At 44.2% G+C, this 20886-nt stretch carries 19 protein-coding genes; 5 read left to right on the top strand and 14 right to left on the bottom strand.

Features of this window, described 5'->3' with window-relative positions; genetic code table 11:
• Window positions 1-17: 17 nt before the first annotated feature.
• From ALT761_RS02040 to rpe, 5 genes are all read right to left on the bottom strand, one after another.
• Window positions 18-1226, bottom strand: a complete 1209-nt coding sequence (locus ALT761_RS02040) for an aspartate aminotransferase family protein (protein ID WP_126872952.1) — start codon at window positions 1224-1226, stop codon at window positions 18-20.
• A gap of 325 nt (window positions 1227-1551) precedes the next feature.
• Entirely contained in the window at window positions 1552-2718 is a 1167-nt protein-coding gene (locus ALT761_RS02045; RefSeq protein WP_129736001.1) for an HDOD domain-containing protein, read from the bottom strand.
• Between the two features lie 231 nt (window positions 2719-2949).
• Window positions 2950-3525 carry an anthranilate synthase component II gene (locus tag ALT761_RS02050; RefSeq protein WP_013785675.1) on the bottom strand — a complete coding sequence of 192 codons (576 nt, stop codon included), beginning with the start codon at window positions 3523-3525 and terminating at the stop codon, window positions 2950-2952.
• A 30-nt stretch (window positions 3526-3555) separates the two neighbouring features.
• A complete protein-coding gene (gene trpS, locus ALT761_RS02055) occupies window positions 3556-4563 on the bottom strand; it encodes a tryptophan--tRNA ligase (RefSeq protein ID WP_013785674.1) in 1008 nt (335 codons plus the stop codon).
• Window positions 4564-4593: 30 nt separating this feature from the next.
• Window positions 4594-5271, bottom strand: a complete 678-nt coding sequence (gene rpe, locus ALT761_RS02060) for a ribulose-phosphate 3-epimerase (RefSeq protein ID WP_013785673.1) — start codon at window positions 5269-5271, stop codon at window positions 4594-4596.
• Window positions 5272-5658: 387 nt separating this feature from the next.
• Here rpe and ALT761_RS02065 point away from each other — a divergent pair, with 387 nt between their 5' ends.
• The 3 genes from ALT761_RS02065 (at window position 5659) to ALT761_RS02075 (ending at window position 7099) form a co-directional block, all read left to right on the top strand.
• Window positions 5659-6381: a TorF family putative porin gene (locus tag ALT761_RS02065; protein ID WP_129736003.1), complete on the top strand. Its 723-nt coding sequence runs from the start codon at window positions 5659-5661 to the stop codon at window positions 6379-6381.
• Between the two features lie 193 nt (window positions 6382-6574).
• Window positions 6575-6853, top strand: a complete 279-nt coding sequence (locus ALT761_RS02070) for a hypothetical protein (protein ID WP_129736005.1) — start codon at window positions 6575-6577, stop codon at window positions 6851-6853.
• Between the two features lie 45 nt (window positions 6854-6898).
• Window positions 6899-7099, top strand: a complete 201-nt coding sequence (locus tag ALT761_RS02075) for a DUF2970 domain-containing protein (RefSeq protein WP_013785669.1) — start codon at window positions 6899-6901, stop codon at window positions 7097-7099.
• Here the strand turns inward: ALT761_RS02075 and ALT761_RS02080 are convergent, their stop codons facing one another.
• The 9 genes from ALT761_RS02080 to pilM all read right to left on the bottom strand — a co-directional run bounded on the left by ALT761_RS02080 (window position 7100) and on the right by pilM (window position 16212).
• On the bottom strand, window positions 7100-7978 hold the full coding sequence (locus ALT761_RS02080) for a Dam family site-specific DNA-(adenine-N6)-methyltransferase (RefSeq protein WP_013785668.1): 879 nt from the start codon (window positions 7976-7978) through the stop codon (window positions 7100-7102).
• Window positions 7979-8189: 211 nt separating this feature from the next.
• On the bottom strand, window positions 8190-9704 hold the full coding sequence (locus ALT761_RS02085; protein ID WP_129736007.1) for an SPOR domain-containing protein: 1515 nt from the start codon (window positions 9702-9704) through the stop codon (window positions 8190-8192).
• 88 nt (window positions 9705-9792) lie between these two features.
• On the bottom strand, window positions 9793-10860 hold the full coding sequence (gene aroB / locus ALT761_RS02090; RefSeq protein ID WP_129736009.1) for a 3-dehydroquinate synthase: 1068 nt from the start codon (window positions 10858-10860) through the stop codon (window positions 9793-9795).
• 26 nt (window positions 10861-10886) lie between these two features.
• Window positions 10887-11402: a shikimate kinase AroK gene (gene aroK, locus ALT761_RS02095; protein ID WP_013785664.1), complete on the bottom strand. Its 516-nt coding sequence runs from the start codon at window positions 11400-11402 to the stop codon at window positions 10887-10889.
• Between the two features lie 272 nt (window positions 11403-11674).
• Entirely contained in the window at window positions 11675-13435 is a 1761-nt protein-coding gene (locus tag ALT761_RS02100) for a type IV pilus secretin PilQ (protein WP_129736012.1), read from the bottom strand.
• On the bottom strand, window positions 13435-13965 hold the full coding sequence (locus tag ALT761_RS02105; protein WP_129740544.1) for a pilus assembly protein PilP: 531 nt from the start codon (window positions 13963-13965) through the stop codon (window positions 13435-13437). Before ALT761_RS02105 ends, ALT761_RS02100 begins: the two co-directional genes overlap by 1 nt.
• A complete protein-coding gene (locus ALT761_RS02110; protein WP_129736015.1) occupies window positions 13965-14576 on the bottom strand; it encodes a type 4a pilus biogenesis protein PilO in 612 nt (203 codons plus the stop codon). Before ALT761_RS02110 ends, ALT761_RS02105 begins: the two co-directional genes overlap by 1 nt.
• Window positions 14573-15157, bottom strand: a complete 585-nt coding sequence (locus ALT761_RS02115; RefSeq protein WP_013785660.1) for a PilN domain-containing protein — start codon at window positions 15155-15157, stop codon at window positions 14573-14575. Before ALT761_RS02115 ends, ALT761_RS02110 begins: the two co-directional genes overlap by 4 nt.
• Entirely contained in the window at window positions 15145-16212 is a 1068-nt protein-coding gene (gene pilM, locus ALT761_RS02120; RefSeq protein WP_129736018.1) for a type IV pilus assembly protein PilM, read from the bottom strand. The genes ALT761_RS02115 and pilM overlap by 13 nt, the downstream gene beginning before the upstream one ends.
• A 139-nt stretch (window positions 16213-16351) precedes the next feature.
• Here pilM and ALT761_RS02125 point away from each other — a divergent pair, with 139 nt between their 5' ends.
• Both ALT761_RS02125 and ALT761_RS02130 read left to right on the top strand, forming a co-directional pair.
• Window positions 16352-19030, top strand: a complete 2679-nt coding sequence (locus ALT761_RS02125; RefSeq protein ID WP_129736021.1) for a penicillin-binding protein 1A — start codon at window positions 16352-16354, stop codon at window positions 19028-19030.
• A 71-nt stretch (window positions 19031-19101) separates the two neighbouring features.
• Window positions 19102-20793 carry an NAD-dependent malic enzyme gene (locus ALT761_RS02130; protein ID WP_013785657.1) on the top strand — a complete coding sequence of 564 codons (1692 nt, stop codon included), beginning with the start codon at window positions 19102-19104 and terminating at the stop codon, window positions 20791-20793.
• Window positions 20794-20886: the final 93 nt, after the last annotated feature.

Here is a 20886-nt window from a genome sequence, read left to right on the forward strand (position 1 = left end):
ACTCGCTAAATTGGCGTTTATTCGGCGTTCACAACAGCGGCAACGGCGCGTTCAAAGCGGGCTAGCCCTTCTTTAATATCTTCATCAGGAATAACCAAAGAAGGAGCAAAACGAATAACGTTAGCGCCAGCAATTAAGCACATAAGGTGTTCTTTTGTTGCGGCCATCATAAAGTCGCGAGCGCGGCCTTGGTATTTTTCGTTTAACGCGCAGCCAAGCAACATACCTTGTCCACGTACTTCAGAAAATACTTCGTACTTGTCGTTGATGGCGGTTAAAAGCTCACGATACAAGGCTTCTTTGTGTAGCACGCCTTCAAGTACTTCAGGCTGGTTAACAATATCAAAGGCTTTTTCAGCCACGGCACAGGCCAATGGGTTACCGCCGTAGGTACTTCCATGAGTACCTGCTTTTAAATGTGCGGCAATGTCAGTAGTTGTTAGCATGGCGCCAATAGGGAAGCCTCCGCCTAACGATTTTGCGGTAGTTAAAATGTCAGGGGTCACATCTAAGCCCATGTAGGCATACAGGTGACCAGTACGGCCAACACCCGATTGCACTTCATCAAAAATGAGCAAGGCATTGTGCTTATCACACAACTCGCGCACGCCTTTGATAAATTCAATATCAGGAGAGATAATTCCGCCTTCGCCTTGAAGGGGCTCCATCATAACGGCACATGTGTTGTCTGAGATTAATGCTTCGAAAGCGGCTAAATCGTTATAGTCGCAATGCTCAACAGCACCAGGCTTAGGACCAAAGCCATCTGAATATGCGGCCTGTCCGCCAACGGTTACGGTAAAGAAAGTACGACCGTGGAAGCCTTTGTTGAAAGCAATAATTTGGTTTTTATCTTCACCGTAGTTATCTAATGCGAAACGACGTGCTAATTTTAATGCTGCTTCATTGGCTTCTGCGCCTGAGTTAGCAAAGTACACTTTCTCTGCAAACGTAGCATTGACCAGTTTAGAGGCTAAGCGAAGTGCTGGCTCATTAGTGAATACGTTGCTCAAGTGCCACAACTTACTGCCTTGTTCGTTAAGCGCCTTAACGAGTTCAGGGTGACAATGACCTAGTACGTTCACGGCAATACCGCCAGCGAAGTCGATGTACTCAGCACCATCTTGATCCCATACACGTGAACCTTCTCCGCGTACGGGTACCATGCCCGCAGGATTGTAGTTAGGCACCATCACTTCATCAAACGTTGCGCGAGTTACTGTCATTTTTGTTACCTCTGTTTTAAGCGCCCTTGTCGGTACAATAGACCTCGAACAGGCGGAAAAATAAACGAAATTACCGGTAAGTATGCCATTTTTTTAAGGAGTTGTCTTGTTTGTGAATGGCTACAGCCCTTTATATACAAGGACTCTGGCTTAATTTGCAGGAAAAGTGAATAACTATTTACTACTAAGCCATATTGTTTAGGAATAGTGTAATTAAAAGGTGAATTAGACGTGTAATCTCACAGCCAGAGCGCGTTGATCTGGCGTGGGTCAAATGAGGGTAAAAGAAGATATTTGGCTACTTTGCATGAATATCCACAAAAAATTAGCTGTTTTCTTCCTCCTTTGATAAGGGAAGGGTGAAAATATCAACAGATCTTAGTTTTTCCAATGCACCTGATGGATATTCTTGTTCTTTAATCATTGGTTTTACCTCTGCCACTTCAACGATACGTGATTGATGCAGCATTCTTACCTTCGAATAGGTGCGAGCTTGATGTAGAAGCTTAGACATGGAGCCTACTTCACAGGGCTCTCTAGTGGCACATTGACGCATCGCATCACCAATAAACAAGCGTTTCAACATCATGTTTTCAATAAGATCGGCGGACAATGCATCAGCATATTCATCTTGTAATGCAATCAGGTAATTCGCTGATGGCGCCAGCTTTAATAAAGCTTCATGACGCATGCGCTCTTTGTCTTTTTGGCTTTCGGTCAACAGGTGAAGCTGCACCTTATCAAACAACTTGAAGTACAAGCGGATGATGGCACAACGACCTAATTGACTGAGCATGCCAAAACTATAAGCCTGAACGGGGTTAAGCTTATAGTGCGGCGCGAGATGCCTAGCGGATACCGCCGTGCCGTGGGCAAACTGAGTGAGTTTAAGCTTAATGCAAGGGTACGGATCGGTTACCTGAGGCATGGCACGTTTTATAATAAGAGAAGGAATAAGCAGGCGTAAATTCTCAATGCCTAAGAAGCTAAGTGCCGTTCTGAAAGTTTCAACCACGATAACCCTACCTTTGGAGTCTCGTCTTCTAAAAGCCGGAGAGTTCACGACTTGCATCAGCTCGTCATAAAGCCAAGGTAAGTTAGCTGCAATAGGTTCTAGTTTTGATACCGATGCCGCGCGTACCGATAGCGCGTCGAGTAAAGCACCCGTGTCATCACTTAAATTTAATGTATTGTTGAAAACATCTGAGGTAAACGATAGCTGCTCGGTAAGCTCACCTAATAAAACTTCATGCAAGTAATGATTAACTGTTTCGGTATATGAGGCATCAGACTGGGCTTTTAGGCGCTTATTCTCAATAGCGACTTTTTCTACGTGAAGTAATTGTCTGCGGGCGTCACCTTGTTCAGATTGTTCAAAGCTGATTTCACCAGGACCACGCTTTCCCAGCATTTTCATCGCAAGCTCTGGAGAAATTAATAGGCTCTCAAAGCGCTCATCGATAGGCGGCGGGGTCGATGCTGGGGTCGTCATCTTAAAGTAGCTCCTGCTAAGTAACTGTTCGTGCGTCTGTTCATAGATGCCGTGCATTGGGTCGCCCTAATTCCTAAATGTATCTACTTACAAAGGCGCTTTGTTGATTAACCTATAAAAAGTAAACAAAAACAACGCCAAATGCGAGAAACTGCAGAACTTTTTATCGGCAGGAAGCCATATAGCTTAAGTTTATTCTGAACCCTTGGCAGAATAACTAAGAGTCAAGGCCTAGGCATTTAGAAAAGCATTTAAAATATCGTGACCATACTCGGTTAGTAAGGATTCAGGGTGAAATTGTACACCCCAGATAGGGAGTGCGTTATGAGAGATTCCCATAATTTCTTTTTCCCCGTCATCAGTCACGCACCACGCATCTATATTTAGAACGTTAGGGAAGTGGTTTTCATCAAGCACCAATGAGTGATAGCGAGTTACTGCGTAACCTTGTTCAAACCCATTAAACAGGCCTCGGTTTTTATGAAAGAGCGCAGAGGTTTTGCCGTGCTTAATTTCTTTTGCACCGATAACAGAAGCACCAAAAACCTGGCCGATGGCTTGATGGCCTAAGCACACACCAAGTAATGGAATTTTCCCAGCGAAGTGCTTAATTGCCTCTACGCTAATTCCTGACTCATTAGGTGTGCAGGGGCCGGGTGAAATCACTAAATGACTTGGCGATAAGGCTTCTATATCGGCAATGCTAAGGGCATTATTTCTCACCACTTTAACGCAAGCACCTAATTCAGTAAGGTAACGGGCTAGATTGTGAGTAAATGAATCGAAATTATCAATTAACAGCAACACGGCAATCTAACCTGTTCAATACAACACTAATTAAGGCTTTGGAATAAAACCAACAGCTTCATACACCTTTTTAAGGGTTTCTTCTGCGCGGGCTGATGCTTTTTCAGCGCCATTTCGCATAACATCGTTTAAGTAATCACGATTCGTACGAATATCGGCATAGCGTTGCTGAATTGGCTCTAGTAGTCCCACTACCGCTTCTGCTACGTCACCCTTTAAGTGACCATACATTTTATCTTCGTAGGCCGGTACTAATTCATCTATCGACTTACCTGTTGATAGTGATAATAAGGTAAGCAGGTTTGATACCCCGGGCTTTTCTTGAGGGTTAAAGTAAATGTTCGCTTGTTCGTCTGAATCGGTTACCGCACGCTTAATTTTCTTGGTGATTTTTTTAGGATCTTCAAGCAAGCCAATGAAGTTATTCGGGTTAACATCAGACTTCGACATCTTCTTCTCTGGCTCTTGTAGGCTCATAATGCGGGCCCCAAACTCTGGGATATGAGGTTCTGGTACACGCAAAATGTCGCCGTATAAGTTATTCATTCGGTTGGCGATATCACGGGTAAGCTCAAGATGCTGTTTTTGGTCGTCGCCAACGGGTACTTTGTCAGCTTGGTACATTAAGATGTCTGCTGCCATCAATACCGGATAGCCATAGAGGCCAACATTAATATTGTTTTCGTTTTTCGCTGACTTATCTTTAAATTGCGTCATGCGATTTAGTTCACCCATTTGCGTGTAGCAATTGAGTACCCATGAAAGCTGGGCATGTTGAGGTACATGAGACTGCACGAATAAAGTGCTTTTTTCTGGGTCGATACCGCAAGCTAGGTATAATGCCAAGCCATCAAGACAGGCTTCGAATAACTGCTTAGGATCTTGCCTAACCGTTATGGCATGTAAATCGACCAACATATATAGGCAGTCATGATCGTCTTGCATGGAAACCCACTGCTTAAGCGCACCCATGTAATTACCAAGGGTAAGTTGTCCAGAAGGCTGACAGCCACTTAATACAATAGGCTTGTTACTCATAATGTGTACCTGTACGTTAACGTTGTTTAGTTACGCCTTAGAAAGGCGAGATAATTCAGTGCGCATGTCATCAATAACTGCGCGATAATCTGGCTCGGAAAAAATAGCAGAACCGGCTACGAACATATCAGCGCCAGCTTCAGCAATGGCGCGAATGTTATCGACTTTTACGCCACCGTCAATTTCTATTCTTATATCGTGACCACTTTCTAACACTCGTTGCTTAACGGCGCGCACCTTATCTAAAGTGCTAGGAATAAACTTTTGTCCACCAAAGCCCGGATTGACCGACATAATAAGGATATGGTGTAACTTGTCCATGACATGATCCAGATAATGCAGAGGTGTTGCAGGGTTAAAGACTAAGCCAGGTTTACACCCTGCATCAATAATAAGCTGTAGTGAGCGGTCTATATGCTCTGATGCTTCAGGGTGAAAACTAATATAACTGGCACCGGCATCGGCAAATTTTTCGATTAAGTCATCAACTGGTTTCACCATTAGATGCACATCAATAGGTGCAGTAATGCCATATTTTCTTAAAGCCTCGCATATCATAGGGCCAAATGTAAGGTTGGGCACATAGTGATTATCCATTACATCAAAATGAACCACATCGGCACCTGCGCTCAATACGTTCTCTACCTCTTCTCCTAGCCGGGCAAAATCGGCAGACAGAATGGAGGGGGCAATCAAAAATGGTTTCATCGGTTTTCCCTATTTACGAGGCAATGCACGTGCTAAAAGGTGAAGTTTACCGAAAGTTAGCAGTTGAAAACAGCGCTGATTGCATTCGATGACGTGTTACAGATAAGTAAATATTAGGGGGGTAAAAGATTAAATTAATTGCACGCTATTGGTGAGGTTGCATTTTTTTGGTGCATTTCTGTGCACCCATCTTAGCCGTTAAATTCTTTTCGTTTAAGTGCTTTTATTTTAAATGTCTATAAATCATTGGCTTATGTGTTTTTTGTAAGTGGTGCTATATGTGCAATAAGTGGGCATCACTCTTGCGTAATCCAACTCAAATATAAGAAAAATCAAGACAGAAAAATTAATTACAACAAGTTTTGGAACTTCACGGAGAACACACACATGAAATTATCTACTAAAAGCACTTTGCTTGCTGCTGCAGTATCGTCTGCTTGCATGTTTACTGCCTTGCCTACCTATGCTGAAGTTACAGCTAACGCAGGTGTAACAAGCAACTACATTTGGCGTGGTCTAACACAAACAACAAATGATGCGGCGGTTCAGGGTGGTATTGACTATGCACACGAAAGTGGCTTTTACGCAGGTACCTGGGCATCAAATGTAAACTACGGTGCTGATGATGTTTATTCGTACGAGCACGATATGTATTTTGGGTTCTCAGGTGAATCAAACGATATTTCCTACGACTTCGGTTACCTCTACTACAACTATGATGCTGAAGCCAACTTCGATTTCGCTGAAGTATATGGCTCTGTGGGTATGGGTGGATTAAGCTTGACTCTTTCTGTTCTAGCTCATACCGAAGCGGATGAAGCTGACAACCGTGATTACGGTTTTGGTGAAGCGACTTATGTTTCTCTAGATTATGGTTTAGAAGTGCTAAATGGCTCGGAACTAGGTTTCCATGTAGGCTACCACCAAGGTGATTTCGCGGAAGACTTCAACGGTGTAGTTGGCGGTTACGCAGATTGGGGTGTGTCGATTGCGAAAGATGGATTTAGTTTCGCAGTGACGGGTACTGACTTAGATGATGACGGTGCCGACGCTTACGATAACGATTCAGTGAAGTTTAGTGTTGGTTACAGCATGGACTTCGAACTGTAAGTTTAAAATGACCTCGAAAACAATAGATTAGTTGTTTCGAATGTCTGAATCTAAAAGCCTGATACTTATGTGTCAGGCTTTTTTTACTGATGAAGTTAGTATTAATATTCATCATTATTGAATATTATCTTGTGACTAATAAGGTTTTATTTATAATGAAGTTCAAAGCAAAATAGCGTAAGGAGTGTTCAGGATGAAAGTACTTCCATTTTATGCAGTATGCGGCATGGTTGCGCTAGTTAGCGTAGCGGTCTATCCACGTTCGGGCTCGGAAGCCTCAGTGTGCGAGTTTCAACCCTCTTCTCGTTTTAACCCTAAGTTACCTGCTAGTCATGTACAGAATCAGTGTGCCAGAGACAGAGACGGCGTTACTGAAGTCAGTTGGCTGTCTTGGATAGCGGGAAAATCGCCTTCATTTCAGTTCCATTTTCTCGACTTGCTTGAGCTACTTCATGATGATGACAGTAAGTAAGACAGCAAATAGTATGACAATTCCCCAACAAGAGACTTATCAGTAATGAGTCAACAACCGGGTACCGGCTTCTGGTCAGTGCTTATGAGTGTTGTAGCGGGTGTGTTCGGTGTACAAAGCCATAAAAACTACGAGCGTGATTTCACGAAAGGAACTTTTGTTAGTTTTCTGATCATTGGCATAATTTTAGTTGCCATGATGGTGGTCTCTTTAATGATGTTTGTGAAGTGGCTAACCGGTTACTAATTACTTTTTCGCTACAATAGTTTTGCGTTGATTTCGTTTTGGCTTTTTTACTACTGCACTAGGCGGGAAATACGCCAATATTTCATCTACAGGTTTTCTCGTTGCACCATTTTGACTAATGGAGCGCTTTACCGACAACATGCTGAAGTCTGCTCCCTTATACAAGGAGCGGGTAAGTGGCAAGTCGTGATTAGACACCAATACGGGGATCCCCCGCTTTTTTGCTGATCGCATCGCGAGTTCTGCTAACTTTTCTTGCGCGTCTTGCCCAAAACTGCGTGCCGCATAACTCGTAAACGCAGCTGTTTTACTGATAGGCGCGTAGGGTGGGTCACAATAAATGACATTTCCACGGCGAGCACGAGTAAATACTTTCTCAAAGGGTAAACAAGTGAACGTGGCTTTTTGCGCTTTTTCTGCAAACACAAACATTTCATGCTCAGGAAAATAAGGCTTCTTATAGCGGCCAAAAGGGACGTTGAACCTGCCCGCTAAACTATAGCGACATAATCCATTGTACCCATGCCTATTAAGGTATAGAAACAAAATAGCTCGATAGTACTCGTCTTCGGTTGCATTAAATTCTTCTCGCAATGCATAGTACATTTTCTCATCGTTACGTTCGCCGTTAAAGAAACTGCGTGCGTCGTGGATGATGGCATCGGGCTGAACTTTTAAGAAGTTGTACAGGTTTATTAGGTCAGGGTTGATGTCGTTCAGCAAATACCGCTTATACTGAGTGTTCAGAAACACTGACCCCGCGCCTACAAACGGTTCAATAAGTTTGTTTGCTTGAGGTAACCTTGCCTGAATATGCTCTACTAGGCTGTACTTGCCACCGGCCCATTTTAAAAAGGCCCGGTTTTTCTTCTGCATCATGCGTAAACGTTACTACCTGCACGGAATAAAGACGGTTGTCAATCCGGTACTCGCCGAGTTTGGCGTAATTCTGGGGAGTGGCGTTGCAATTACCTCGCAATACCACGCTAAAGATAGATTGTATCTTTCCTCATACGTTGGAACAACCATGAAACGTAAAGCATACGGCTTTTCTTTTGTTTGAAGTCAGTACAATGGGCACAACGTACTATTATTCGCCAGCTACCAGCGCCATTTCGTCTAGAATTTGCTGCCCACGTTTGATGAACGCTTCGTTCTTAGTCGGGTAATCGGGCAACGCGGACAGCGCTGCTCGAGCTTCTGTTAATGATCGGAATGGTTGATGAAAAACAACTACATGCCAATCACCGCCATACCGCGTAGTCACATACTGTCGGGTCACGGCATACAAGTTATGTTGAGCAATAAATTGGCGAACCACGTTTTTATCTTTAATGCCTACCATTTGAATCACAAAGTCGTTGGGTAAAACCATGTCAGGGCGTAAGATTTCTGCGCTAGCGGCAGTAACACCTTCACGGGTTGTCCCATCATCGCTTAGTGATTGCTCTTGCACCTTTACGCTACCTTGTTGAACCGAGGTGCCTTGCGGCGAGGCTTGATTTGCTGCGGGTGTTGATACACTGCTATCAGGCGTGTTCGAAGAAGGTACGCTATTGGCCACTTCACGGGAGATGGCTGTTTGTTGAGGCTCTTGATTGCTGCTTTGCATTGTTGTACCTACTACTTGCGATGCAGGCTCAACTGCGTTACCTGTAACAAAGCCATCAGCGGAGTCGGCGCTGTCTACTAAGGTACTATTTGTTACATCGCCATCAAGCGAAGAAACGGCCCCTGTCCAGTCAGTCACCAGTTCTACGTTGCTCTCATTATCTGAAGTTGGCGCAATAGGCTGCTCAACTTGGCTGTCTGCGACTTTGCTAAAAGCAGAGCCTGGTACCACACTTTCAGCCTCAGAAGGCTTAGGTTGTTGTGCAATAGGTGAAAATAATGAGGATATTGAATCGCCATACTGCCAGGTAACCAACCCGCCAAAGGTTAATAAAAAAACTAAAGCAATCGCAATATAAAACCCCGTAGAAGTAAGTGGATTGGACGGGGCAGTTTCCATAGGAAGATTTCGTTTATCAAGATGAGCTTGAAACGCTTCTCTGCGCTGGGAAATCATCCTATCTAATTCAGAGCCTTGGGGCTTTGAACCTTGAAGGTTTGAAGAAATAGACTGGCTACTAATAAGCAATGGAGTATCGGTATTTTTGGTCGGGAGCCACTTTTTGGCATTTTCAGCCCACTTGGTTGTGGCAAACAGTAATACGTTCAAATGCTGCTTGTTACCCGCAAAGCGGCTTTGTAATACTAAATCCCATAGTTCTTGAAGCAGTTTGTCGGGCATGTGCTCGGCTTGCGTGATAGCAATGAGGACTGGACCTTCATGGTTATTTAGCGCAGATAAAAGTTCGTTAAGAGGGCGTACGAAACTGCCGACTACTTGACCTAACAACTGACGGCACAACTGACCACGGTAGTCAGAAATTTCCATATTGGATTCAGCGGTTAAATACGCTATCTCAGTATCGTCATGCTGCTGGTAAACGAAGGCTTCAAGGGTTTGTTGTTGCTCTGCAATAGAGTCGCCACTGACAAAAACCAGTTGAGAGGAATAATTAACTAAATACTCAAGACGTTCATGCAATTCACTGTGCATGCGCAATAACCCCATAAAGCCCGATACCTGTGTAAAGGGCTAGCAAAGAAAACGAATGTTGGTGTTAGTTAGGTTTGCCAGTAAATGGCTAGCGTAGAATTTCAGTAAGAATATCGTCAGTCACATCTTTAGTGACGACTGCATTGCCCATATTCTTAGGAAGCACAAAACGAATATTACCGGCTTCTACTTTTTTGTCGCGCTTCATATGCTTAACATAATCTGCTTTACTCATTGTGCTAGGCCCTTCCACTGGAAGTGAAAATGCCTCAAAGAGTGATCGTACGCGACGAGTTTCTGACGCTGTAAACCAACCTAACTGCTCTGCAGCTACACAAGCAATTATAGTACCAGCTGACACGGCTTCGCCATGTAACCAGTTGCCGTAGCCTTGTTCAGCTTCAATTGCGTGACCAAACGTGTGACCCAAGTTCAAAATAGCTCTTAGGCCGCCTTCACGTTCATCTTTAGCGACCACTTCTGCTTTAATTTCACAGCAGCGTTTAATGGCAACATTAAGGGTTGATTCATCTAGCTGTTTTAATGCTTGCTCATTCGCTTCAAGCCAAGAGAAAAAGGCTTCATCATAGATAATGCCGTATTTTATGACTTCCGCCATACCAGCAGAGAATTCACGAGGAGGTAGCGTAGACAGTGATTGCGTATCAATAGCGACCAAGACTGGCTGATAAAATGCGCCAATCATGTTTTTGCCTAGAGGGTGATTAACCGCAGTTTTGCCACCTACAGAAGAATCTACTTGTGAAAGTAGGGTGGTGGGCACTTGAATAAAGGGTACGCCACGTTGATATGTTGCAGCTACGAAACCACACAAGTCGCCAATAACCCCGCCACCTAAAGCTATTAGGGTGGTATCTCGAGCCGCGTTGAGCTCAAGTAAGCGGGTCATGACTACCTCGAATTGCTCAAGGTTTTTATATTGTTCACCGTCAGGTAATACAATGGTTTCAATTTGCTTACTACCACATGCCGCTTTCACGGTATCAAGGTACAAAGGTGCAACGGTTTCGTTGGTAACAATAACCGCTAACGGACCTTTTATATAAGGCACAAAAAGGCCAGGCTGCTTAAGCAACCCGGCCTCAATATGTATAGGATAGCTACGTTCGCCAAGTTCCACAGTTAAGGTTGACATGGGCGTAGCACCTCCAAATATTTTATTTATAAACCGATTTTACTAATGATCTGATTTGCCACTGCGCGAGCAGATTGGTCATCAGTATCAACTACATAATCTGCAACTTCTTCGTAAAGAGGATTACGCAAATCTGCAAGATCGCGAAGTACTTGCTCCGGATCGTTGTTTTGAAGCAAAGGGCGACGCTTATCGCGCTGTGTTCGAGCAACTTGCTTATCAATCGTAGTTTGCAAGTAAACAACAATGCCTCGTGCAGACAAACGATTACGAACTGCTTTGGTTACAATTGAACCGCCACCAGTGGCAAGCACAATACCCTGCTTGTCTGTTAAATCATTGATGATGTTTTCTTCACGCGCACGGAATCCATCTTCGCCTTCAAGGTCGAAGATCCAGGCGATATCAGCACCAGAACGGCGCTCAATTTCCTGATCGGAGTCATAAAAATCCAGGTGAAGTTCGTCTGCCAGGTGTCTACCGATGGTGCTTTTGCCAGCACCCATTGGGCCAACCAAAAAGATATTACGTTTTTCAGCCATATTTGCTTATATCACAACTTTATCATGTTAGGGGCATGCACTGTTGCCTTACCAGCCTACCCATTGACTCGTGCTTATTTAATGTCCAATAAGCACTACTCCTTTAACCTCGCTAAAATTTCGAGACCGCGATTATCTCAGTTTCTAACAAGCCCTTGCAAGTATTGTTGAAAACAATTAGCACTATAATGTAAATACAGGGGCATTGCAGTACGAGAAAACGCAAAAAGCGGACTGCTCTCAGCCCGCATTTTACCTTGAATTATAGGTTGTTACGGTTTTTCTGTAATTATTTTCGGTGTTACAAATATAAGTAGCTCACGTTTCTCTTGAAACTCCGAAGTATTCCGAAACAGCACACCTAAAAACGGCAGGTCACCAAATAATGGCACTTTTGACACGCTATCGGTACTTGTTTGCTGGAAAATACCGCCTAATACGATGGTTTCGCCATTTTCTACCAAGACTTGAGTTTTGATTTCTTGAGTATCAATAGCCACCGCATCACCGGTTGAAGTTGAAACGGTTTCGCCACGGGTATCTTGGGTAACGACTAAATCCAAAATAATGCGGTTATCGGGTGTAATTTGCGGTGTTACACGAAGTGATAATACCGCTTTTTTGAATTCAACCGACGTTGCACCACTTGAGGTTGCTTGAACGTAAGGAATTTCGGTTCCTTGTTCAATATAGGCTTCTTGTTGGTTCGCCACGGTAATACGTGGGCTGGCGATAATCTCACCTTTGTTTTCAGATTCAAGTGCTGACAGCTCTAAATCTAATATGGTTCCATCAACCAAGCTCGCGATTTGAAAGCCGATAGTACCGGCTGCACTAGACACCGGAAGGTTTACGTTTAGTCTGTCGTCAATACCAGGAATAGAGCCGCCTGCAATAGTTTCGGCGCCTTCAATACTCCCTGAAACACCACTGTCGCTTTCTCTATCGCTCAAGCCCCAGCGAACGCCTAGCTCTTCATCCACGTTATCAAGTACGGTCACCATTCTGCTTTCGATTAATACTTGTTTGACGGGAATGTCCAGCGCATCAATCATTTTTCTTGCTTCATCAATTGACGGCAAAGTATCTCGAATAAGCATCGTGTTGGTGCGCTCATCTACAGTGACTGTCCCGCGCTCAGATAAAATGCCGCCCTCTGAAGATTTTAAAATAGTTGCGAGGTTAGCTGCCTTGGCATAATTTACCGAGATATTTACTGTGCTAAGCGGGGCTAAATCAGATACCTGCTTTTTCGACTGCAGTGCTTGGGTTTCTCTGGCGGTCAGCTCTTCGGTTGGCGCAATCAACAAAATATTGCCCTCTAAGCGTTTATCTAAGCCTTTAACGCGCAAAATCATATCAAGGGCTTGATCCCAAGGTACACCAGATAGGCTGATGGTGACATTTCCGGTCACCGTGTCTGTGGTCACTAAGTTAAAGCCGTTAACTTGCGCGATTATTTGTAATACCTGACGTACAGGAACGTCTTGAAAATCTAGCGAGATAGGGTCGCCTGTATAGGTTTTCTTGTTTTCTAACTCTTCTTGTTGCGACAAGCTCATCGGCTCAATTTTGATACGAATGACGTTATCGTCTATCGCGTGGCGAGCGGTCACGGTATCGCTGTAGAGAATTTCTATGCGCGTACTCTTCTCGTCTTGAAAGGTTTCAATGATTGATACTGGCGTGGAAAACTCTGTCACGTTTAATTCAACGAGCTGACTTTCATCCAACACGCTATCAGCGAGGGTAATGGTAACCTTTCCCTGAGATTCAACGAGTTGTGGTGTAGGCGAAGCACCTTCAAAGGTGACTAACGCAACGCCGGTATTATTGGCTTCTCGGGTAAAGTCTATGCCGGTAATTCGCGTTGACGGGGTATCGTCATTTGGGTCGTACAATACGGGTTCTAACGCGTTGGCAGGCGAAACATAAACCATCAATACCGTACAAATAGCAGCAAAGCTCAGCAACCAAGGCCAGCGAGAGCTTCTACGATTTAAAGATTTGTTAAATAAGTAACGCTCAGCCATTATTTTTTCTCTCCTGACGTTGAGGTTTTGCTCAACGTTATCTCTTTTTTCTGCCAGCAACCTGCGCCATCAGGTATAAGCTGTTCTATTGTTAGTGAGTTTGGATTAATTCCAGTGATTTTACCGTAAAATAAACCGATGCGGCTGCCAATTTTGGCTTTATGTAGAATACCGTCATTACTAGTGACTAGCGCCCATTCAACGCCTTGGCTTTTAAAGTTTCCAGTTAACCCTAATGAGTCTAAGCCATATCTTTCCAACTTCTGCTTTGTGCGTTCAAAGTCAGGTTGAACACAGTTTTGTTGTCGAGTTTGTGTTAGTGGTGGCGTATTTTCTTTAGGTGAATCAAAAGGGCTAGGCAATTCGCCCGCTGAATATACAAAGGTTTTAGGTGTGGCAAACTCAGGGTAGGGTTCAATATTATGAACCGCGCTATCGCTCACACTTTGTGTGTACGCCTGCAGGTCATCAAGTTTTGGTGAGCAAGCGGTTACCATAACCACCGCAAAAAGAACTAAGAAATAGCGCATCACTCAGAGCCTCCGCCTATACCGGTACTATTTTCAGAACGGTAGGTTTTCGCCTGCAATTGCAAGGTGAGCCCATTGCTTTGCCGTAAAATATCGAAGTCATGCAAGGTGACAATTCGAGGTAGTCCAGCCACTTTAGAGACGAACTCTCCAAATTGGTGATAGCCGCCACTGACTTCAATTTCAATAGGCAGCTCGGTGTAGAACTCTTTAGGCACCTCTTGTTGCCAGTTCAATAGCTTAAAAGTAAGGCCAGAGGATGTGCCTACATAGGTGATATCGTCTAGCAAACCTGGAGTTTCATTGCTAGTAGGTAAGCTTTTCAGCATGGAGGAAAAGTCGTCTTCTAGCTGCGCGAGCTGTTCCCGGTACGCTTCTTTGTTTACCGCTATGCGGTACTTAGCTTCGTATTGTAGTTTAAGCTCTTGTTCCTTTAATTCTGCCGCCTCAAGAATAGGTAATTTAGGGCTTATAAGCAGATAATAGCTAAGCGCACCAATTAAGATTGCCACAAAAGCAGCAACCACGATGCGTACTTCGTTGGGCCAAATTGCGATTTGCTCAAAGTCTAGTTCATTCAGTTCTTTGAGCTTTTCTACATCAAACTTCATTGTTTAGTCTCCCCTTCAGCGTCTTGCTCCAACGGTGCGACCGAAGGGCTAACCATAAAGGTAAGCGTGAAGGTGCTTATTGCGCGAGAAGCATTGGTGTCAGCTTTTATAGAGGATAACTCAGCTCCAACAAAAACATCAGAGTTGTCTAAAGAACGCATAAAATCAGAAAGACGGTTATTTGAATCACTGATGCCTTCAATTTCTAACTTATTCCCTATGCGCTTCATGGATTGGAAGGTCACACCAACAGGTACGATTTTAGCCAGTTCATCAAAAATAATGGCCGCTACATTTCTGCTAGCCTGCAATTGCTCAATAAGAGCCATGCGCTGTTCAATCGCATTTTTGCTTTCTTTTATATTTTTTATGTCTGCTATTTGCGCATCTAATAAGCCAATCTCTCGTTCAAGAAACTGGTTTCTTGAATTCTGATGATTAATTTGTTGGTCGATGGCTTGCCCGATAAACCAAAAAATTAACCCCACGATAGCGGCAACGGCAACCAAACCCATTAGATACTGTTGCTTTTGATGTTGGCGCTGTTGTTCTCGCCAAGGAAGTAAGTTTACATGTGCCATGATGTGAAACCCCGGCTAGCAAGGCCCGCAGCAATAGTTAGCTGTGGGGCGATACGACGTAACCGCTGCGAATCTAACTTAGGGTTCATGGTCATGCCTAAGAAGGGGTCGAATACATCAACTTCTAAGCCTAAGTCTTGGCGTAATATGTCGACTAAAGGTTGAATAGTGGCAGCGCCGCCGCAAAAGAGAATTTTTGCAGGGCGGTCAACATGAAATGTTGTCATATACATTTGTAACGCACGATTTATGTTTTGCTGTAAGTTAGCGGCAAAGATAGGTAAAACTTCGTCTACCCAACTGTTAGATGATGACTCATCCATTAATAGACGCTCGGCTTCCTCACGCTCAATCATTTGAATAGCGCTGATGTCGTTGATTAAGTTATTTAGACCGAATGCATGCTCTTTTGTGTAGATAACATTACCGTTACGTAGCACGCTAACTTGGAGTAATGAGGCGCCCACATTAATGGCACAAATAGCTTCATCTTCTACTTTTCCATTATAGAAAAAGTCGATGGCATTCCCAATCGCGTAATTTTCCACATCAACAATTTTAGGTTCGAAATCGGCTTCTCTAGACAATAGCAGTCTGCTATCGACTAAATCTTTATGTGCAGCCGTTAACAGAACATTGACCTTACCAGAATGTGTTTCACTTGGGCCAAGCTCTTCAAAGTCTAAGTAAACCTCTTCAAGGGGAAAAGGAATAAGACTGTCAGCTTCAATTTCTATCTGGCTTTCAAGTTCATAATCGTTTTGGTCGGGCTCCATATAAACGATTTTACTGATTACCGATGTACCCGCTACCGCGACATTAGCTTGCTTTATTTTAGTTTTTAAGCTGTTACGCACTTTTTTAAGTGCTAAACTTACCGCCTCGTAATCTTTAATATCGCGCTCTGAAAAAGCCACTTTATTGATAGATTCACAAGCATAGCCTTGAAGCATGTAGCCATTGACTGAATGTTCTAGCCATACCGCTTTTATTTGACGTGTGCCTATGTCTAAACCCACAATGGGAGGCATCTTTTTCTTGAACAGCGATTTCATTTACAAGTGTCCGGTTTCAATGGTAATTGCTCTAAAGTACAATATTACTCAGTTTTTATTGTGCGTATGGTTCTATTGATAACACATACGTATGAAAATATACGTCATTTTCGCAAAAATGCCTTGGTATCCTTAAATTGTGAAGTACATTAAACCGTTATTATTATTCTTTGTCATCTCAGGCCTTATTGGTTTTGTCGCGCTTGTTGGTATTTACTTTTATATCAAACCTAACCTACCAAGCGTTACTGTACTTAAGGATGTTAGACTTCAAACGCCCATGCAGATATACACCCATGATGGAAAATTAATTTCCCAATATGGCGTTAAACGGCGGATCCCCGTAAAACTTGAGGAAGTACCTGAACAATTAATCCACGCGATATTGGCAACCGAAGACAGTCGCTTCTTTGAACATCACGGTATTGACCCCATCGGAATCGCTCGTGCTGCTTTAAGTTTAATTATAACGGGTGAAAAAAGGCAAGGCGCCAGTACATTAACAATGCAGCTTGCCCGAGGCTTCTTTTTAAGTCGAGAAAAAACGTATATTCGTAAGGTAAAAGAGATATTTATCGCTTGGCACATGGAGCAGGAACTTAGCAAAGAAGAGATCCTTGAACTCTATTTAAATAAAGTTGAGCTAGGCCATCGTTCTTTTGGTTTTGGTGCCGCTGCCCAGGTGTATTACGGCAAATCGCTTAATGAACTCACGCTGGCACAACTTGCCACAATTGCTGGCCTGCCTAAAGCGCCTTCAGCACTAAACCCTATTACTGACCCTGAAGCATCAGCAGGTCGCCGCCGCGTCGTGTTGCTGCGTATGCTCGATGAAGAATACATTACGCGAGCGGAATTCGATTCGGCATCAACCGAAGCTATTACGGCACGTAAACATGGCGCTGAAATTGAAGTGGATGCCCCGTATTTGGCCGACATCATTTATAACGAAATGGTTGATATTTACGGTAAAGATGAAGCTGAAACTGGTGGTTATCAAGTTTATGCAACTGCAGGTTCTGACTTGCAACTTGCTGCTCAGCGCGCGGTGGTAAGAAATCTACACGATTATGATGAGCGCCATGGTTACAAAGGACCACTTGGCTATTTGTGGGGCGCCCCTTCGCCAGACAGCCAAGATGAGCCAGTGCCTCAGCTGTCTTTAAATACCGATATCAGTGACAAGTTGCTTGCCAGTGATTGGAGTGAGCGCGAGATGCTTTCTGCGCTGTCACAAGTGGCGTACATAAAACCTCTTGTGCCTGCAGTTGTGCTTTCAGCTGCTGAACAATCGATTGATGTGCTTGATGTAAACGGCGAGAAGCGCACGATTACGTGGGAAGGCTTAGACTGGGCAAGGCGTTATATCACTGACTTTAGACAAGGCAGCGAGCCTGAAACGGCATCGGATGTCACCCAGCCTGGTGCGGTAATTTACGTTCGTGAACAGGACGGCGCATGGCGAATTGCACAACTCCCTGAAGTGAGTGGGGCGTTTATTGCGCTTAACCCAAAAAACGGTGCGGTTGAAGCGGTAGTCGGCGGTTACAGCTTTTATCAAAGCCAATTTAATCGTGCGACGCAAGCAAAACGACAAGTAGGCTCTAACATTAAGCCCTTTATTTATTCTGCGGCGATAGACAGCGGCTATACCCTTGCTTCAATTATTAATGATGCCCCTATCAATCAATGGAATGCGGCGACCGGTGTGGCGTGGCGCCCTCAAAACTCACCGGCAGAGTACGATGGCCCTATTCGTATGCGTAAAGCATTGGGTAAATCGAAGAACGTAGTGTCAGTTCGTCTACTGCGCGGGGTTGGGCTTCGCAAAGCGGCAGACTATCTGACTCGCTTTGGTTTTGATCCAGACGATATACCATTAGACGAAACCGTATCGTTAGGGTCTAGCTCTCATACACCGCTAGAAGTGGTTCGTGGTATGTCAGTTATTGCTAATGGCGGTTATCTAGTAAATCCTCACTTTATCGCTAAAGTGCTGGATGAACATAATCAAGTGTTGTGGCAAGCCAATCCTGTTTGGGCATGCGACAACTGCACTAAAGCACATGCGCCTGAAAGCTATCCAGAAAGTGACTCACAAAGCGATATAGACAATGACGAGGTTGATGTTGAAGCCTTACTTGAAGCCCAGCTGAATAAAGATGTATTGCTAGCCGAAAGCGAAATAACTGAAAAACAAAGTGCACCGCAAGTCATTACCGCACAAAATGCTTTCTTGGTAGGTGAGATGATGCGCACGGGTGTGCGAGCAAATGGGAATTGGAGTAAGAAGACTTATTGGCTTGGTACAGGTTGGCGTGCGCGAAATATTCTTCAGCGCACCGATATTGCCGGCAAAACAGGTACCACAAATGATTCAAGAGATACGTGGTTCAGTGGTTTCCAAAAAGATATCGTTGCGACTGCGTGGGTGGGTTTTGACAACATGGGCAGACAACTAGGCCGTGCTACTCGTAACCAAAATCTCATTAATCGTAACCCTGAAAAGTTTAATTGGATTGGTAATGCATTAATTGGCACTGAAGACGGTGCAAAAGCAGCAGGTCCGGCTTGGATAAGATTTATGGAGTATGCATTGGCAGAGAAGCCGCATTCACCGATTCCTGTGCCTGAGAAGATAGTACGTGTTCGCATTGATCGTACCAGTGGGAAGTTGACCCGAAGGACAGACCATACGACACTGTTTGAATATTTCTTGCAAGGCACCGAACCCACCTCATATGTTCTTGATGATGAAGTGGTCGACCCTGCCTCGCAAGATAAAACAACGACGCCTGAGCCTGAAGAAATATTTTAATATAGAGCGTGCAAAAGCGCGCTCATCAGGTTGCTGCTAAGTGATTGCCTGAAAATATAACCGGATAACCCATGTCAGAAGATTCAAATCGATATCTTTATATTCCTCATGCTGGCCCCTCGCTGCTGGAAACGCCCCTGTTAAATAAGGGCAGTGCATTTACTTCCAGAGAACGTGCTGCATTTAATCTAACCGGCTTAGTACCGCCTCGCTACGAAAGTATTGAAGAGCAAGTTGAGCGTGCATATATGCAATACAGTAGCTTCGACGAAGTACTGAACAAGCATATCTATTTACGCGCTATTCAAGATAATAACGAAACCTTGTTTTATCGTCTTATTCAAAAGCATATTGATGAGATGATGCCAATTATATACACCCCAACAGTGGGTGATGCTTGCGAGCAGTTCTCGGACATTTATCGTAGTTCGCGCGGATTGTTTGTATCGTGGGAAGAGCGCCACCAAATAGATGACATTGTTCGTAATGCCACGAAGCGTAAAGTCAAAGTGATTGTAGTGACTGACGGCGAACGCATTCTTGGTCTTGGTGACCAAGGTATTGGTGGAATGGGTATTCCAATCGGCAAGCTATCTTTATATACCGCTTGTGGTGGCATTAGCCCTGCGTACACCTTGCCGGTTATGCTTGATGTAGGAACGAACAACGAGAAGTTGCTTAACGACCCAATGTACATGGGGGCACGTCATCCTCGTATTGGGCAAGAAGACTACGATGAATTTGTCGATATGTTCATTCAGGCTGTGAAACGCCGCTGGCCTGAAGTCATGATTCAGTTTGAAGATTTCGCACAACCGAACGCTATGCCATTGCTAAACCGCTATCGCAACCAAGTGTGTTGCTTTAACGACGATATTCAAGGTACTGCTGCGGTTACATTAGGCACTATTTTAGCGGCATGCCGCATGAAGCAACAAAAGCTATCTGACATGAAAGTGGTGTTTGTTGGAGCAGGTTCAGCCGGTTGTGGTATTGCTGAGATGCTTATTCAGCAAATGGTGCATGAAGGTATTAGCGATGCGCAGGCGCGTAAGCAAGTCTTCATGGTAGACCGCTTTGGCTTAGTGACCGAAGGTATGGAAGGCCTACGTGATTTTCAGCAAAAGCTTAATCAACAGTTAGTCGACCTTGAAACTTGGACTTTTAGCGGCGATTACGCATCGCTACTTGATGTTATGCACTGTGCCAAGCCAGATATTCTTATTGGCGTATCGGGGCAACCTGGTTTGTTCACTGAGCAGGTGGTTCGCGCCATGAAGCAAAACTGTGAGCTACCGATTATCTTTCCACTAAGTAACCCGTCTCGTCAGGTTGAAGCACGACCAGAGCAGGTTATTGAATGGACCGATGGCGAAGTGGTTATTGCAACGGGAAGCCCGTTCAAGCCAGTTGAATACAAAGGTAAAGTATTTACCATTGCCCAGTGTAACAACTCGTATATTTTCCCTGGCATAGGCCTGGGTGTGGTGGCTGCAAAAGCAAAATTAATCAGTGATGAAATGCTGATGGCTGCAAGTAACGCACTTGCAGATGCGTCGCCTTTGGTAAACACCGGAGAGGGTTCCTTATTGCCACCACTCGGTGCTATTGCTGAGCTTAGCCGTAAAATAGCGTTTGAAGTAGGTAAGGTGGCAATGGCGCAAGGGCTTGCCCTTGAGTTGTCAGACGATGCGTTGAATGACCATATTGAGCGTAATTTCTGGAAAGCTGAATACAGACCATACAAGCGCGTTAGCATTTAAACCTGCGCGTTTATGTAAGCGTTAATAAAAGTCTATAAGAGCAGCCCTAGGGCTGCTTTTTTTATCCCTGCCGTTAGGTTTACTCGCTCTGAC

Source organism: Alteromonas sp. 76-1, assembly GCF_900654235.1.
Taxonomy (GTDB): domain Bacteria; phylum Pseudomonadota; class Gammaproteobacteria; order Enterobacterales; family Alteromonadaceae; genus Alteromonas; species Alteromonas naphthalenivorans.